The following is a 12,921-nucleotide window of genomic DNA, read 5'->3' on the forward strand; positions in this document are numbered from 1 at the left end:
GAGGCGTCGCGGGTAACGCGGCGATTTCCAGCTATCCTTCCGAAGGATCGCGCACTTCGCCGATCTTATGGACTGCGACATTGATAGACATGCCGAGGTAATCGGCGGGATCGCCGAACCACGAGCCGGCCAGCGGAACAGCCTGGCCCGGATGCCGCGCAATGGCCACCGGGATGAGGTCAAAGCCGCTGCTGAGGCAGTTGGTCGGGTCATAATCGAGCCAGCCGGCGCCGGGAAGGAACACCTGCACCCATGCGTGCGTCGCGCCGGAGCCGGTCATCCCCACGTCGCCGCCATCGAGCGCCGCGTCGTACAGATAGCCGCTGACGAAGCGGGATGCGAAGCCGAGCCGGCGCAGCGTCTCGATCATCAGCCAGGCAAAGTCCCGGCAGGTGCCCGATTTGGTGCGCAGCGTCTCGTTCGGAGATTGGGTGCCTTCCGCATCTCTCCCGCGATAGCTGAACCCGCTGCGAAACGTCTCCAGCATCCGGTGCAGCACGTCGATGGTGCGATCCTGATCGCCGGCAACGAAGCTTTTGGTCCACGCCGCAAGGCTGCCGTCCGGATCTTCGGTGTGCGGACGCAGGTAACCGGAAAGGTCGGTCCACTCGTCCGGGGTATACTGCACGGGGACTTCGTCAGCCCGGGACTCCAGCGGAAACGCCTCGATCCCCTTGATGCCGAAATAGATGCCGCGAACCTTGAACGTGAATGTCAGCTCGCTGCCCGGTGCGTTGAATTCAATCACCGTGACGGCATTGGAGCGGGAGTCGGTGACCCAATGCACCTTCGACGGCACGCTCGTGCGTGCGGACCAGCTGAGCAGGCGGGTCGAGGCGCCACGCCGCGGCAGGAACATCGCCCGGTGCGTCCCGAACGTGACCGGCTTTGAATAGCGATAGGTCGTGGTGTGCGTGATTTCGCCAATGATCGCCATGCCCTGGTCCGCTTAGCGACGTGTGCAGCACGGCGGCCGCGCCATGCCAAGTCATATCAAGTCATGTCAAGTCCGCCTCCACTGCCGGATACAATGGGTTGGGCCGGGAGAACGTTGATCTATCTCAATGGTCGCGGGTTCGTTTTGGACGTGGATGCGTGAATTAACCAAATGGAGCGATGGAAATGGGCATCCTCTGGACGATCATCATTGGATTTATCGTAGGAGTAGTCGCGAAGTTCATTATGCCCGGCAACAAATCCGAGCCCACCGGATTCATTCTGACCACGGTCTTGGGAATCGTCGGCGCGTTTGTCGCGACCTATCTCGGTCAAGCCGTGGGATGGTATCGGTTCGGGGAGGGTGCAGGCTTCATCGGCAGTGTCGTCGGCGCAGTCATCCTGCTTTTTGCGTACGGGCTTTTCACTGGCCGCGAAGGGCGTGCTTGATTGCGACCAGCGTTGCCGACGGCGAGCGCGATTGCGCAAATGCACCCGATCGTCTTGTGATGAGCGAATTGGCGAAGCCTTCCGCACCGGCGGCGCTGTTCGGCGGCCGTTGATGATGGGAGGCGACTTCTCGTTCGGTCAGATCCGCAGCCGCGCCATGGACCCGCAGGTGCGGGCTCTCCGCCATGTGGCGCGGCCCGCACGCATGCCGTGCGATCAGTCGGCGCTGGCCTTTTCCTGCATCGTCGCCTGCAGTTTCTTGATGTCCGCGGGCGTGAGTTGCGGACGATCGACCTTGATCGTCAACTTGTTGAGCTTGGCGGTCAGCGGGAACGGCGGCTTGTAGTCTGCGTCGTTCACGCCGGTGAGCGTGTCGGAGCCGACGTCGAAGCTCTCATCCCATTGCAGGATCATCGGCAGGGTCTTCTGCATTCGCTTCGTGGCGACTTCCTTGCCGTCTACCCTCAGCGTGCCGGTGCCGGGCTGTGCCAGGCCGCTGAAGTTGTTGTACTGCAGCGTGCCAGCACCGATGCCTTCGTATTTGAAATCAAACTCGACCGTGTGTCGGCCTGGCGACAGTGCGTCCGGACCTTCCCACTTGATGCGTTCGAGGTCGACCATGTTCCATAGGAATACAGGCCTGCCCTGCAGCAGGTAGAAGCCATAGCCGGCGAAGCGGCCTCCGGAGGTCAGGATCATGCCCTCGGCGCCGCCTTGCGGCACGTCGATGTCGGCGGTGATCGTGTACGAGGTATTGAGCAGCGCCGGCGAATCCCCCTGCGGCAATCCCGTCATCGGCCGCGTGTACACGAATTCCTTGCGGCCGGCGGTGATGTTCGGGCGCGGCGCGATCATGCGCGCCGCCACCGACGCATCCATCGGGAAGACCTGGTACTTCTTGGCTTCCGCAACGAACTTCTGCCGCATCTCCTTTACCTTTTGCGGGTTCTGCGCCGCGATGTCGTCGGTCTGGCTGAAGTCCTTGTTCAGGTTGTAGAGCTGGAAGACCTGGTTGTTGAGCGGATCCGGGTTCGCCGGACCGAACGCCTCCCACGGTGCACGGTTGACCTTGGTGGACAGCATCCAACCGTCGTCATAGAGCGCCCACTGGCCCATCATCTCGAAGTACTGGGTCTTGTGGCGGGACGCGATCTTGGCGTTCGCCTTGTCGAAGGTGTAGGCAAAGCTCGTGCCTTCGATCGGCGCCTGCTTGATGCCGTCCACCATTTCCGGCGGTCGGATACTGGCGGCTTCGAGGATCGTCGGCACGACGTCGATCATGTGGACAAACTGCTCGCGCAAAGCGCCCTTGTCCTTAATGCGGGCCGGCCATGACACCACCATGTTCTGATTGATGCCGCCGAGCCGCGAGGCGTTCTGCTTGAACCAGTCGAACGGGGTATCAAATGCCCATGACCAGCCAGCCGACATGTGGTTGTAGGTCTGTTCGGTGCCCCAGACGTCGTAGAATTTCATCTGCACGTCTGCCGGCAGCTCGTTCAGGCCGTTGAAGAACGCAACTTCGTTTGGCGTGCCGAGCGGCCCGCCTTCTGCGCTGGTGCCGTTATCGCCGTTGATGTAGATGACGAGCGTGTTGTCGAGCCGGCCGAGCTCCTGGAATTGCTGGATCACGCGGCCAATCTCGTGGTCGCTATAGGCGGCGTAGGCGGCAAAGACCTCGACCTGGCGGATGAAGAGCTTTTTCTCCACGGGGCTCAACTGGTCCCACGGCTTCAGCATCTCCTTGGGCCATGGTGCCAGCTTGGTGTCCTTCGGAACGACGCCGAGCCGCTTCTGGTTCTCCAGGATGCGCTCGCGCACCTTCTCGTAGCCGTCGTCGAACAGGTGCATCGCGCTGATCTTGTCCACCCACTCCTTGGTCGGGTGATGCGGCGCATGCGTCGCGCCCGGCGCATATTTGATGAAGAGCGGCTTCGACGGATCGGTCTGGTGCATCCGTGTCATCCAATCGATGGCGTCGTCGGCCATCGCGGTGACGAGGTTCCAGGTGCCGGGCGGCTTGCCCTGGAACGGATAGATCTGCGTCGTGTTGCGGAAGAGATTCGGCTCCCACTGGTTGGCGTCGCCTCCGACGAAGCCATAGAAATACTCGAAGCCCATGCCGATCGGCCATTGGTCGAACGGGCCGACCTGGCTCGCCGTGTAGACCGGCGTGTTGTGGTCCTTGCCGAACCAGGACGTGCCGTAGCCATTGTCGAGCAGGATCCGTCCGATCGTCGCCTTGTCCTTGCCAATGATGCTGTTGTAACCCGGGAAGCCAGTCGACTGCTCGGAGATTACGCCGAAGCCGGCGGAATGGTGATTGCGTCCGGTGATCAGAGCCGCGCGGGTCGGCGAGCAGAGCGCGGTGGAGAAGACGCGGTTGTAGCGCAGGCCCTCATTGGCGATGCGGTCCATCGTCGGCGTCGGGATGACGCCGCCAAAGGTGCTCGGCACGCCGAAACCGGCGTCGTCGGTGATGATCAGGAGCACGTTCGGTGCGTCCCTGGGCGGGACGACACGCGACGGCCACCACGGCTTCGACTGCAGGGCGCCGTCCTTGATAACGCCGCCGAACTTGGGATCGGGTGGCGGAAGCTGCCTTCCGTCGATTGCTGTCGTGGCGCTGGGTGAACCGGGCGCAGCGGTGCTTTGCTGGGCTAGCGCCGAAGTGGAGATGAGCAATCCAAGGGTAAGAGCCGACACAGCTTTCGGGCAATGCATGGTGACGCTCCCAATTCAAAAAATATGGGCAGCGTCACCTGTCATGGCCGTCGCAACATTGATGTACATCAAGCGCGGAAAGCGCGGGCGAGGACTGGAGCGATCCCGACCAGGTCAGCGGCATTGACCAATGCCGGTGAAACGCCGCGCCCTGTCCGCTTCAGCATGCGGCAGGCCGCGGGCAACGGCGACGGCTGGCGCATCCCGCCGATGCCGACGCCGCGTTGGAATCAATCAGGCGCGCTTGTTGCCCGGGTCACGCACCGCGCGCGTCGCGGACGGCCTGAGCGACCTTTGTCGCCTGCGACACTCGTCCGATCTTCGCGCCTGCAATGATCTTTCGTCGGCGTTCGCTTGGCTTCGGCGCCATGCCGTCGCCCGCGGTGGCTCCAGCCGAGGGACGCGTTGTGAAGTTCGCCGCCCGGTGCAGTGCGAGGGCCTTTCGCGCCGCTTCGACATGTGCCGTCCGGGCCGCCAAATTGTGCTGACGCCTCAGCTCCGTGTTCACCCGTTTCAGCGCCGCTGCGAAGACCTGCTTACGCTCTGAAGCGTGCTTGGCGGTTCCCGGAAAGCTCGTCCCGCGAGCCTCGGCCTTTCCGCGGCTCTCTCGTTGCTTTTGTCGACCGACCGTTCGCTCCTTGTCGCGCATCTTGCGCAAGCGGGGTCGCATGGCCTCGAGCTCAGCCACCTCGACGCTGTAGATGGCGGGATGATGCGTCAGGCGGATCGCCTCATATTCTTCATGGCTGAGGATGCTGCGTTCGAACTTGCAGGCGACCGACATTCCTATTCCTCCTTTTGATCTTCTTGAATCTCGGGGCAGAAGGACACGTCCAGCTCTGGCGGATCATAGCTGCAATGCCGCCGGATGGCCAATCTGCCGCTATGCAAATCCGGCCAGCGCTTCGATCGCAGTGATCGATTGCCTTGCCATAGCGTCAAGGCACGGTGGCTCCTACTTTGGGCTCCTACTTTTCTGCTTCGTCGTCCTTGAGACGAATCCCCTCGGTCCGCAGAGCCGCAAAGAGAGCCGCGATATCTTCAGGCTCCATATTGTTGGGGCACATCCCGTTCAGTTGCTCGGTCGTGATCGAGCCGCTGCTCCTGGCGATGTCTCTTGCCTTCGCCATGATCTTCTGAAGGTCCATCTGTGTTCCTCCGCGAGGGATAAACTCTACGCCCGCCACCCATGCATGTCGCCTTCTAAGAAACGCGAGCCTGTGGCTGCACTGAAGGATCGCGGCTCGCTTCGCTTCGAGTTGAGACAATTTCGTTCGAAGTTCGCCATCGGAATTGGACAGCGACCGCAACTTTGTCTCGCATGTTCGGTTAAACTGCGACATAATCAGCGTCTCGCGTGCTGGTGAGCATGGATTCATGAACCGCAGCCCCGTGCTCGTAGACCTGGCGCTTCAAGGTGGGGGATCGCACGGTGCGTTCACGTGGGGTGTCCTGGATCGGCTTCTCGAAGAGCCATGGTTTCAGATTGCGGGCATATCCGGGACATCGGCCGGAGCGATGAACGCAGCCGTGCTGGCGGATGGTTGGACCGCGGGCGGCGCTGCCGGTGCACGCGAAGCGCTTGAAAAATATTGGCGAAGCGTCTCGCGCGCCGCCGCATTCAGTCCGTTGCAACGGTCGCCGCTCGACCGCCTGATGGGACGCTGGTCGCTTGACAGCTCCCCGGCCTATCTCTTCACCGATTTGATGTCGCGGATGCTTTCACCCTACGACCTCAATCCTCTTGGCTTCAATCCGCTCCGCGACATACTGAACGACAGTATCGATTTCGAGCGTCTTGCACGCGCGCCGATCAAGCTCTTCATAACCGCCACGCGCGTGCGTACGGGCCGCGGACGGATTTTTCGCAACGCGGAGATTACCGCGGATGTCCTGCTTGCGTCGGCTTGCCTGCCAACGATGTTTCGCGCGATCGAGATCGATGGCGAACCCTATTGGGACGGCGGCTATGCGGGTAATCCCACCATTACGCCGCTCGTCCGCGAGACCGACGCGCGCGACACCGTCGTCGTCCAGATCAACCCGACCGAGCGTCCGGAGCAGCCGCGCACGGCCGCTGACATTCTCAACCGGCTTAACGAGATCTCATTCAACTCGCCGCTGGCAAAGGAGTTGCGGATGATCGCATTGCTTCGCCAGGTCGCCGACCCCGGTACCGGGGAAGGCGCCCGCTGGGCGCAGATGAAGACGCACCGGATCAAGAGCGACATGCTTGCGACGTTCGGTTCGTCTTCCAAGCTTAATGCCGAATGGGCGTTTGTGGCCAAGCTGCACGAGGAAGGGCGGCGAGCTGCCGGCGAATTCCTCGACGCGCATGGCGCCGATCTCGGTGAGCGTTCGACGGCGGATCTCGATATTCTGCTGGCGGAGTGCTGAGACGATGGGTCTTCTCGGCATTCTCGTCGGGCTTGGACTGCTGGTCTGTCTTGCTTTCCGCGGTTGGAGCGTGCTGCTGCTCGCGCCGCTCTGTGCGCTGGTGGCCGCAGCCTTCGGTGGCGAACCGCTGCTTGCCAACTGGACGCAGACCTTTATGGGTAGTGCGTCGGAGTTTCTCGCGCAGTTCTTTCCTATTTTTCTGCTTGGCGCCGTGTTCGGAAAGCTGATGGATGACAGCGGCGCGGTCGCTGCGGTCGCGGGCTTCATCTCCCGGTGCCTGGGCGAACGCCGGATCATCCTCGCGGTCGTGCTCGCAGGCGCACTGGTCACATACGGCGGCGTCAGCCTGTTCGTCGCCTTCTTTGTCATCGTTCCGATGGCGCAGTCGCTGTTTCGCACGGCGGGGATTCCACGTCGTCTGGTACCGGCGGCGGTCATTCTCGGGACTTCGACCTTCACCATGTCGGCGCTGCCGGGCACGCCGTCGATACAGAATGCGATACCGATGCCTTTCTTCGGCACGACCCCCTTTGCCGCACCGGGCCTCGGCGCTGTCGCGTCGATCATCATGCTGGGCGTCGGGCTGTGGTGGCTTCTTCGCGCGGAGAAAGCAGCGCATCGGGCAAAAGAGGGTTATGGCGACGAGCCGCCGGTTCCGGCGGATGCCGCCGACGATGAGCTGTTGCGCGAGCGGGCTACGACGGCGCGAGAATTCGACCCGGCGGAGCTCCGCCACGGATATCACAGCAGCGCCGCTGTCCCGATTTTCAACGCCATCCTTCCCCTGATCGTCGTCGTCGCCGTCAATCTGGTGATGTCGCTCGTTGTGCTGCCTCGGCTTGATTTCTCGTTCCTGGCCGAACAGCGGTGGGGCAATACATCGCTGGCGGCCGTGGCCGGTGTCTGGTCGGTTGTCGTGGCGTTGGCGGGAGCGATCGTGACGGTCATCCTCTGCAACTGGACGCGGTTGCCCGCACTACGACGAACCATGGATGCGGGTGCCAACGCGTCGGTCTTGCCGGCCCTGAGCGTCGCTAGCCTTGTCGGATTCGGCGCCGTTATCGCCTCGCTTCCCGCTTTCGGCGTGGTGCGGGACTGGGTGTTGCAAATTGAGGGCGGCCCATTGGTGTCGCTCGCGGTCGCGACGAACATCCTTGCCGCGCTGACGGGGTCGGCTTCCGGCGGCTTGACGATCGCGCTCGATGCGTTGGGCCAGACTTATATGCGCCTTGCCGCGGAGGCGGGTATTGACCCCGGCCTTTTGCATCGCGTCGCGGTGATCGGCTCGGGAACGCTGGACATTTTGCCTCACAACGGCGCGGTCGTTAGCCTGCTTGCGATCTGCGGGCTCAAGCATCGCGACAGCTATCTCGACATTGTCATGGTCGGGATTGCGAGTTCCGTTATCGCGCTCGTAGCGGTGATTGCGATCGGCACCGCTTTCGGGTCGTTCTGACGCAAGGGTGATGGTCGGCGCTGCCGGCCGCAAGGCGAGCCTGGCTGGAATGACGGTCATCTGAAAATGGCGAGGGGCCCGGCGCATCACGCCGAGCCCCTCATTGGTAGAAGCATCAGCCGGCCTGTAAGCCGGGTTCTGTAGGGCACCATTCTTGCGAATGATGCGCGACGGCCATTCCTCTGGGACAAGGTTTGCACCTTGCCTCGGGCAACCTACCCGGACAGCGGGCCTGACATCGCCCTGCGGTGTTATCGCGCATGCGCGAACTAACCGCGTTGCCGTCCCTATTCGGTTTTGCTCCCGGTGTGGTTTGCCATGCCGTCTCCGTTGCCGGAAACGCGGTGCGCTCTTACCGCACCTTTTCACCCTTACTTCCTCCGAGGAGGGAGCGGTTCGTTCTCTGTGGCACTTTCCCTGGGGTCGCCCCCGCCGGATGTTATCCGGCACCGCATGTCGATGGAGCCCGGACTTTCCTCCCCCGCGGCCTTTCGGCGCTTGCGGGAGCGGCCGTCCGGCCGACTGACGGCGTACGCATGCGGGCTTTGGCCGTCCGCGTCAAGCGATTGCGATGGTTAATCCTTGGCTTGGCGCCCGCCCGGTCCTCGATTTTGACATTCGCAGAGGAGGAGCCTTTGATATCGATTTGATCGATTCAAAGGTCGAGGCGCCATGGATACCGAACTGGCCCGGACGTTCCTGACGGTGGTGAGCGCCGGCAACTTCATCACCGCGGCGGAGCGGCTGCATGTCAGCCAGTCGACCGTCAGCACCCGCATCCACACCCTCGAGCAGCAGCTCGGCTGCGTGCTGTTCGTGCGCAACAAGGCCGGCACCACGCTGACGCCGGCGGGCCGGCAGTTTCAGCGCCACGCCTCGGTGCTGGTCCGCACCGTCGAACAGGCGCGCCATGACGTCGGAATCCCCAAGGGGTTTTCCGCGACGCTGGTGGTCGGCGGCCGCATCGGACTTTGGGAAGAGTATCTGCTGCGCTGGCTGCCGCTGATGACGCGCGCGCATCCCGACATCTCGATCCGCGCCGAGAGCGCGCTCGAGCCCGAGCTGATGCAGGGGCTGGTCGAGGGACGCATCGACATCGGCGTGATGTACACGCCGCAGAGCCGCCCCGGCCTCAAGGTCGAGCAGCTGTTCGAGGAGCAGCTCATCCTGGTGTCGACCGATCCGAAGAGCGCGCCGGAGCCGGGACCGGGATACGTCTATGTCGATTGGGGACCCGAATTCTACGCGCGCCACGCCACGCTGTTTCCGAATTTCGCCGGCCCCGCGCTGACGGTGAACATCGGCTGGCTCGGATTGCAGCATCTCTTGGAGAATGGCGGCTCCGGATTCTTCGCGCGTCGTATCGTCGAGCCGCTCCTGAAGGCGCGGCGGCTGTACGCCGTCGCCGGCGCACCTGGCTTTGCGATGCCGGCCTATGTCGCCTATCCGGCTGACAGCCAGGACGATCATCTGGCGCGCGCGGTCGAGACCATGCATCGGCTCGCCGCATCCCAGGTTAACACGAGCGCGGACCTCCCGCGGGCCAAGCCCGCCACGCGGCGGCGGCGCTGACCGCGATTGCTATCGGCATCGTCGATCAGTTCCATCGGCTTTCTTCGCTTGTCAGCGCAAACGTCCGCGTTCACAGCAGGATCGGGATCAGCAGGAGGTCAAACGATGGATATTGCGGCTGCGGTGGGAGATGCATTGTTCAATGGCGCATCCGACGCGATCGTTGCGACCGATGCCGAAGGCCGCATCACGCTGTGGAATCCCGGCGCGGTCAGGATGTTCGGCTTCAGCGCCGAGGAAGCGATCGGACAATCGCTCGATCTAATCATTCCGGAGAATCTGCGCGCGCGTCACTGGGCCGGCTTCCGGCACACGATGGCGACCGGGACGAGCCGCTACGGCCAGGGCGATCTGCTGTCGGTGCCGGCGCTGACCAGGCACGGGACGCGCATCTCCGTCGAGTTCACCATCGTGATGCTGCACGATGCGGCGCACAAGGTCGCCGGCACCGTCGCCGTGATGCGCGACGTGACCAAGCGTTTCGAGGAACTCAAGGAGTTGCAGCGCCGCGCCGCGCAGCAGGCCCGTTCATCGTCGTAAAGGCTGTGAAGCCATGCCGTCATTGCGAGGAGCGGTAGCGACGAAGCAATCCATCGCTCCGCATATGCGGACAGATGGATTGCTTCGCTTCGCTCGCAATGACGCGGATAAGGCCACAAGCTCTAGGTCATCCCCTTCGGGAGCCGGTCACGGCAGCTGGAGCTACTTTCCAGATCGCAGGCGGGTTTCCGCGAGTGCGGTCACGAGGCCGATGACCAGCATCGAGGCGACGATGTCGGCTTCCGCACCGAAACCAAATGCGATCACCGTCGCTGCGGCAACCGCCGCAAGGATCGCGATGGTCAGCCCTTCGTCGGCGATCAGCTGACGCAGCGCCTTCAGGCGCGCAGTGCCCCGTTGCATTGCCTGCTCACACGCCGAGCGGATGGCCGCCCGCGGCGATGGTCCAGGCGATCTGACTGGCGTGGTGGCGCGGTTTCGCCACGATCCGGCTGCGCAGGATTCGGTACAGCATCGACAGCAGCAGCCGGGAAAGGCGTGTTGCTGTCTGCGGCAGTGGTGTCATGGCGAAGTCCTCCGGGCATCCCGACCCAAAGGCTACGCGCTGCCATGAATTTAACAAACGAATAATACTGGCGATTACTATCGGATTATCAGATATAAAGCCCGCTCCGCTGCCCGCCGGGCAGGCGTGGCATTCACGCCCGGCGGCCAAATAATTTATCCTGACGATGTCGTCCTGCGTGTCGCCCGTTCGACTGGGTGTCGGCGATCCAGCCGATCAAGAGGAGTTCTCAAGATGCAATACCTGTTGCTGATCTACCGGAGCGACGCGGAATATGGCGGCATGAATGCCGACGACCGCAAGGCCCTGTCGGCGGAGTATGCCGTCTACACCCAGTCCATCATCCAGAGCGGACACTTCAAGGCAGGAGACGGGCTGCAGCCGGTATCGACCGCGACCACCGTGCGGGTGCGCGACGGCAAGACGCTGACGACCGACGGGCCGTTTGCGGAAACCCGCGAACAGCTCGGCGGCTACTATCTCGTCGATGCCAAGGATCTCGACACTGCGCTCGGCCTCGCGGCGCGGATTCCCGGCGCCAAGACCGGCTCGATCGAAGTCAGGCCGGTGATGATCTACGACAAGTGATGCTTTCGTCGTTCCGGGGCGCGCGAAGCGCGAACCCCAATGCGCAATTGCGCATTGGGGTTCCTCGAGATTCCGGGTTCGATGCTTCGCATCGCCCCGGAATGACGGTGAGACCATGACCCCCAGCCAGATCGAAAAAGTGTTTCGCGACGAGGCGGGCCGGGCGCTCGCAACGCTGATCCGGCTCGTCGGCGATTTCGATCTGGCCGAGGATTCGCTTCAGGATGCCTTTGCGGTGGCGCTGCAGCGCTGGCCGATCGGCGAATTCCCCTCCAATCCGCGTGCCTGGCTGGTCAATGTCGGCCGCAACAAGGCGATCGACCGCGTCCGCCGCGCGGCGACGTTTCGCGGCAAGCAGCAGGAGCTGACGCATCAGATCCTGCTCGATGCGGAGTCCTCGCCCGAGCCGGCCGATGCAACGCTCGACGACGACATGCTGCGGCTGATCTTCACCTGCTGCCATCCGTCCTTTGCCGCCGAGGTCCAGGTCGCGCTGACCTTGCGCACGGTGTGCGGGCTGACGACGGTCGAGGTCGCGCGCGCCTTCCTGGTGAGCGAGGACGCCATGGCGCAGCGCCTCTTGCGCGCCAAGCAAAAGATAAAACTCGCCGGCATTCCCTATGAGGTGCCCGAGCGCGAGGCGCTGGAGCCGCGCCTCACCGGCGTGCTCGCGGTGATCTACCTCGTCTTCACCGAAGGTTATGCGGCGACCGCCGGCGAGGATCTGATGCGGCCCGATCTTGCGCGCGAGGCGATCCGGCTGGCGCGGCTGATCGATGCGCTGATACCGGCGCGCGGCGAGATCAAGGGGCTCTTGGCGCTGATGCTGCTGCATGATGCGCGCCGCGCCGGCCGCCAGACCGCCGGCGGCGATATCGTGCTGCTCGAGGAGCAGGACCGTTCGCTGTGGGATTTCCGGCAGATCGCCGAAGGCCTCGAACTGGTCGAGGAGGCGCTGCGGATGCCGGGCCGGCCGCAGTCCTACGCCGTGCAGGCCGCGATCGCCGCGCTGCACGCGCGGGCGCCGAGTTACAAGGACACCGACTGGCCACAGATCGCCGGTCTCTATGAGGTGCTGCTGCGCATCAGCCCGTCGCCGGTGATCGAGCTCAATCACGCCGCCGCGGTGTCGATGGTCGACGGCCCGGCGCGCGCGCTCGACCTGATCGACGCGCTGGACGCGCGCGGCACTTTGAAGGGATACGACCAGCTGCCTGCGGTGCGCGCCGATTTGCTGCGCCGCCTCGGCCGCAAGGACGAAGCGCGGCAGGCCTATCTCGCCGCAACGGCAGCCACGCAACTCGAACCGCTGCGGCGGCTCTATGCGCGGCGGATCGCCGAGATGGGGTGACGCACCCCATCTCGTGTGTGGCCTGTGACGGCGCGCGATTCATCCACGATCGTCAGCGCGCCGTGCGGCGCTGAGCGTGCTCAGTACCCTGTCTTTGCCTTGGCGCCGGTGCTCGATTGCCCGGTCGTCGCCCCACTCGACATGCCGGTCGTGGTGCCGGGTGCCATCTTTGTCTTTTTCTGCGCATGATGGACTTTTTGGGTCTTGTGCTTGGTCGACATGGTCTTGTCCTGGGTCGACATAGCGCTTGCGGCTGTCGGAGCGACGATGAGGCCGATGGCGACAGCTCCGGCGATGAGTGCTTTGAACATGGACGAATCTCCACTCGGACCGCCCCAGCTAGAAAGACGGCATTTGACGGAAAGTTCCAATGTGCACGAA

At 63.4% G+C, this 12,921-nt stretch carries 14 protein-coding genes and 1 other RNA gene; 7 read left to right on the forward strand and 8 right to left on the reverse strand.

Annotated features, from left to right (window positions below; translation table 11 throughout):
- Positions 1 to 31 precede the first annotated feature (31 nt).
- A complete protein-coding gene (locus QJT82_RS27470) occupies positions 32 to 937 on the reverse strand; it encodes a transglutaminase family protein (protein WP_028342204.1) in 906 nt (301 codons plus the stop codon).
- A 185-nt stretch (positions 938 to 1,122) separates the two neighbouring features.
- Here QJT82_RS27470 and QJT82_RS27475 point away from each other — a divergent pair, with 185 nt between their 5' ends.
- Positions 1,123 to 1,386 carry a GlsB/YeaQ/YmgE family stress response membrane protein gene (locus tag QJT82_RS27475; protein ID WP_028342203.1) on the forward strand — a complete coding sequence of 88 codons (264 nt, stop codon included), beginning with the start codon at positions 1,123 to 1,125 and terminating at the stop codon, positions 1,384 to 1,386.
- A 216-nt stretch (positions 1,387 to 1,602) separates the two neighbouring features.
- On the opposite strand, the gene QJT82_RS27480 is transcribed toward QJT82_RS27475, so the two are convergent.
- The 3 genes from QJT82_RS27480 to QJT82_RS27490 all read right to left on the reverse strand — a co-directional run bounded on the left by QJT82_RS27480 (position 1,603) and on the right by QJT82_RS27490 (position 5,258).
- Complete coding sequence (locus tag QJT82_RS27480) at positions 1,603 to 4,110, reverse strand: arylsulfatase (RefSeq protein WP_051447971.1); 2,508 nt, start codon at positions 4,108 to 4,110, stop codon at positions 1,603 to 1,605.
- Positions 4,111 to 4,366: 256 nt separating this feature from the next.
- Entirely contained in the window at positions 4,367 to 4,894 is a 528-nt protein-coding gene (locus QJT82_RS27485; protein ID WP_028342200.1) for a hypothetical protein, read from the reverse strand.
- Positions 4,895 to 5,078: 184 nt separating this feature from the next.
- Positions 5,079 to 5,258: a hypothetical protein gene (locus tag QJT82_RS27490; RefSeq protein WP_028342199.1), complete on the reverse strand. Its 180-nt coding sequence runs from the start codon at positions 5,256 to 5,258 to the stop codon at positions 5,079 to 5,081.
- A gap of 229 nt (positions 5,259 to 5,487) precedes the next feature.
- On the opposite strand from QJT82_RS27490, the gene QJT82_RS27495 reads away from it, so the two are divergent.
- Both QJT82_RS27495 and QJT82_RS27500 read left to right on the forward strand, forming a co-directional pair.
- Positions 5,488 to 6,507 carry a patatin-like phospholipase family protein gene (locus tag QJT82_RS27495; protein WP_026193140.1) on the forward strand — a complete coding sequence of 340 codons (1,020 nt, stop codon included), beginning with the start codon at positions 5,488 to 5,490 and terminating at the stop codon, positions 6,505 to 6,507.
- 4 nt (positions 6,508 to 6,511) lie between these two features.
- Positions 6,512 to 7,963, forward strand: a complete 1,452-nt coding sequence (locus tag QJT82_RS27500) for a GntP family permease (RefSeq protein ID WP_028342198.1) — start codon at positions 6,512 to 6,514, stop codon at positions 7,961 to 7,963.
- A gap of 111 nt (positions 7,964 to 8,074) precedes the next feature.
- Here QJT82_RS27500 and rnpB read toward each other — a convergent pair.
- Positions 8,075 to 8,489: RNase P RNA component class A (rnpB, locus tag QJT82_RS27505), an RNA gene on the reverse strand.
- Between the two features lie 146 nt (positions 8,490 to 8,635).
- On the opposite strand from rnpB, the gene QJT82_RS27510 reads away from it, so the two are divergent.
- Positions 8,636 to 9,535 carry a LysR family transcriptional regulator gene (locus QJT82_RS27510; protein WP_028342197.1) on the forward strand — a complete coding sequence of 300 codons (900 nt, stop codon included), beginning with the start codon at positions 8,636 to 8,638 and terminating at the stop codon, positions 9,533 to 9,535.
- Positions 9,536 to 9,640: 105 nt separating this feature from the next.
- Positions 9,641 to 10,075: a PAS sensor domain-containing protein gene (locus tag QJT82_RS27515; protein ID WP_028342196.1), complete on the forward strand. Its 435-nt coding sequence runs from the start codon at positions 9,641 to 9,643 to the stop codon at positions 10,073 to 10,075.
- Positions 10,076 to 10,237: 162 nt separating this feature from the next.
- Here QJT82_RS27515 and QJT82_RS27520 read toward each other — a convergent pair whose 3' ends face one another.
- Together QJT82_RS27520 and QJT82_RS27525 are read right to left on the reverse strand one after the other, a co-directional pair.
- Complete coding sequence (locus tag QJT82_RS27520; protein WP_028342195.1) at positions 10,238 to 10,438, reverse strand: hypothetical protein; 201 nt, start codon at positions 10,436 to 10,438, stop codon at positions 10,238 to 10,240.
- A gap of 7 nt (positions 10,439 to 10,445) precedes the next feature.
- Entirely contained in the window at positions 10,446 to 10,601 is a 156-nt protein-coding gene (locus tag QJT82_RS27525) for a hypothetical protein (RefSeq protein WP_155258604.1), read from the reverse strand.
- Between the two features lie 234 nt (positions 10,602 to 10,835).
- Here QJT82_RS27525 and QJT82_RS27530 point away from each other — a divergent pair, with 234 nt between their 5' ends.
- Together QJT82_RS27530 and QJT82_RS27535 are read left to right on the forward strand one after the other, a co-directional pair.
- Complete coding sequence (locus tag QJT82_RS27530) at positions 10,836 to 11,189, forward strand: YciI family protein (protein WP_028342194.1); 354 nt, start codon at positions 10,836 to 10,838, stop codon at positions 11,187 to 11,189.
- A gap of 115 nt (positions 11,190 to 11,304) precedes the next feature.
- Positions 11,305 to 12,540: an RNA polymerase sigma factor gene (locus QJT82_RS27535; protein WP_028342193.1), complete on the forward strand. Its 1,236-nt coding sequence runs from the start codon at positions 11,305 to 11,307 to the stop codon at positions 12,538 to 12,540.
- A gap of 80 nt (positions 12,541 to 12,620) precedes the next feature.
- Here the strand turns inward: QJT82_RS27535 and QJT82_RS27540 are convergent, their stop codons facing one another.
- Positions 12,621 to 12,851, reverse strand: coding sequence for a hypothetical protein (locus QJT82_RS27540; protein ID WP_028342192.1), 231 nt, complete (start codon positions 12,849 to 12,851; stop codon positions 12,621 to 12,623).
- Positions 12,852 to 12,921: the final 70 nt, after the last annotated feature.

The organism is Bradyrhizobium sp. Mp19 (assembly GCF_029952935.1).
Taxonomy (GTDB): Bacteria; Pseudomonadota; Alphaproteobacteria; order Rhizobiales; family Xanthobacteraceae; genus Bradyrhizobium; species Bradyrhizobium elkanii.

Coding starts and splice junctions, on each gene's coding strand:
- QJT82_RS27530 (WP_028342194.1), top strand. CDS start 10,836: ATGCAATACCTGTTGCTGATCTACCGGAGCGACGCGGAATATGGCGGC.
- QJT82_RS27500 (WP_028342198.1), top strand. CDS start 6,512: ATGGGTCTTCTCGGCATTCTCGTCGGGCTTGGACTGCTGGTCTGTCTT.
- QJT82_RS27490 (WP_028342199.1), bottom strand. CDS start 5,258: ATGGACCTTCAGAAGATCATGGCGAAGGCAAGAGACATCGCCAGGAGC.
- QJT82_RS27485 (WP_028342200.1), bottom strand. CDS start 4,894: ATGTCGGTCGCCTGCAAGTTCGAACGCAGCATCCTCAGCCATGAAGAA.
- QJT82_RS27495 (WP_026193140.1), top strand. CDS start 5,488: ATGAACCGCAGCCCCGTGCTCGTAGACCTGGCGCTTCAAGGTGGGGGA.
- QJT82_RS27535 (WP_028342193.1), top strand. CDS start 11,305: ATGACCCCCAGCCAGATCGAAAAAGTGTTTCGCGACGAGGCGGGCCGG.
- QJT82_RS27480 (WP_051447971.1), bottom strand. CDS start 4,110: ATGCATTGCCCGAAAGCTGTGTCGGCTCTTACCCTTGGATTGCTCATC.
- QJT82_RS27510 (WP_028342197.1), top strand. CDS start 8,636: ATGGATACCGAACTGGCCCGGACGTTCCTGACGGTGGTGAGCGCCGGC.
- QJT82_RS27525 (WP_155258604.1), bottom strand. CDS start 10,601: ATGACACCACTGCCGCAGACAGCAACACGCCTTTCCCGGCTGCTGCTG.
- QJT82_RS27520 (WP_028342195.1), bottom strand. CDS start 10,438: ATGCAACGGGGCACTGCGCGCCTGAAGGCGCTGCGTCAGCTGATCGCC.
- QJT82_RS27470 (WP_028342204.1), bottom strand. CDS start 937: ATGGCGATCATTGGCGAAATCACGCACACCACGACCTATCGCTATTCA.
- QJT82_RS27475 (WP_028342203.1), top strand. CDS start 1,123: ATGGGCATCCTCTGGACGATCATCATTGGATTTATCGTAGGAGTAGTC.
- QJT82_RS27540 (WP_028342192.1), bottom strand. CDS start 12,851: ATGTTCAAAGCACTCATCGCCGGAGCTGTCGCCATCGGCCTCATCGTC.
- QJT82_RS27515 (WP_028342196.1), top strand. CDS start 9,641: ATGGATATTGCGGCTGCGGTGGGAGATGCATTGTTCAATGGCGCATCC.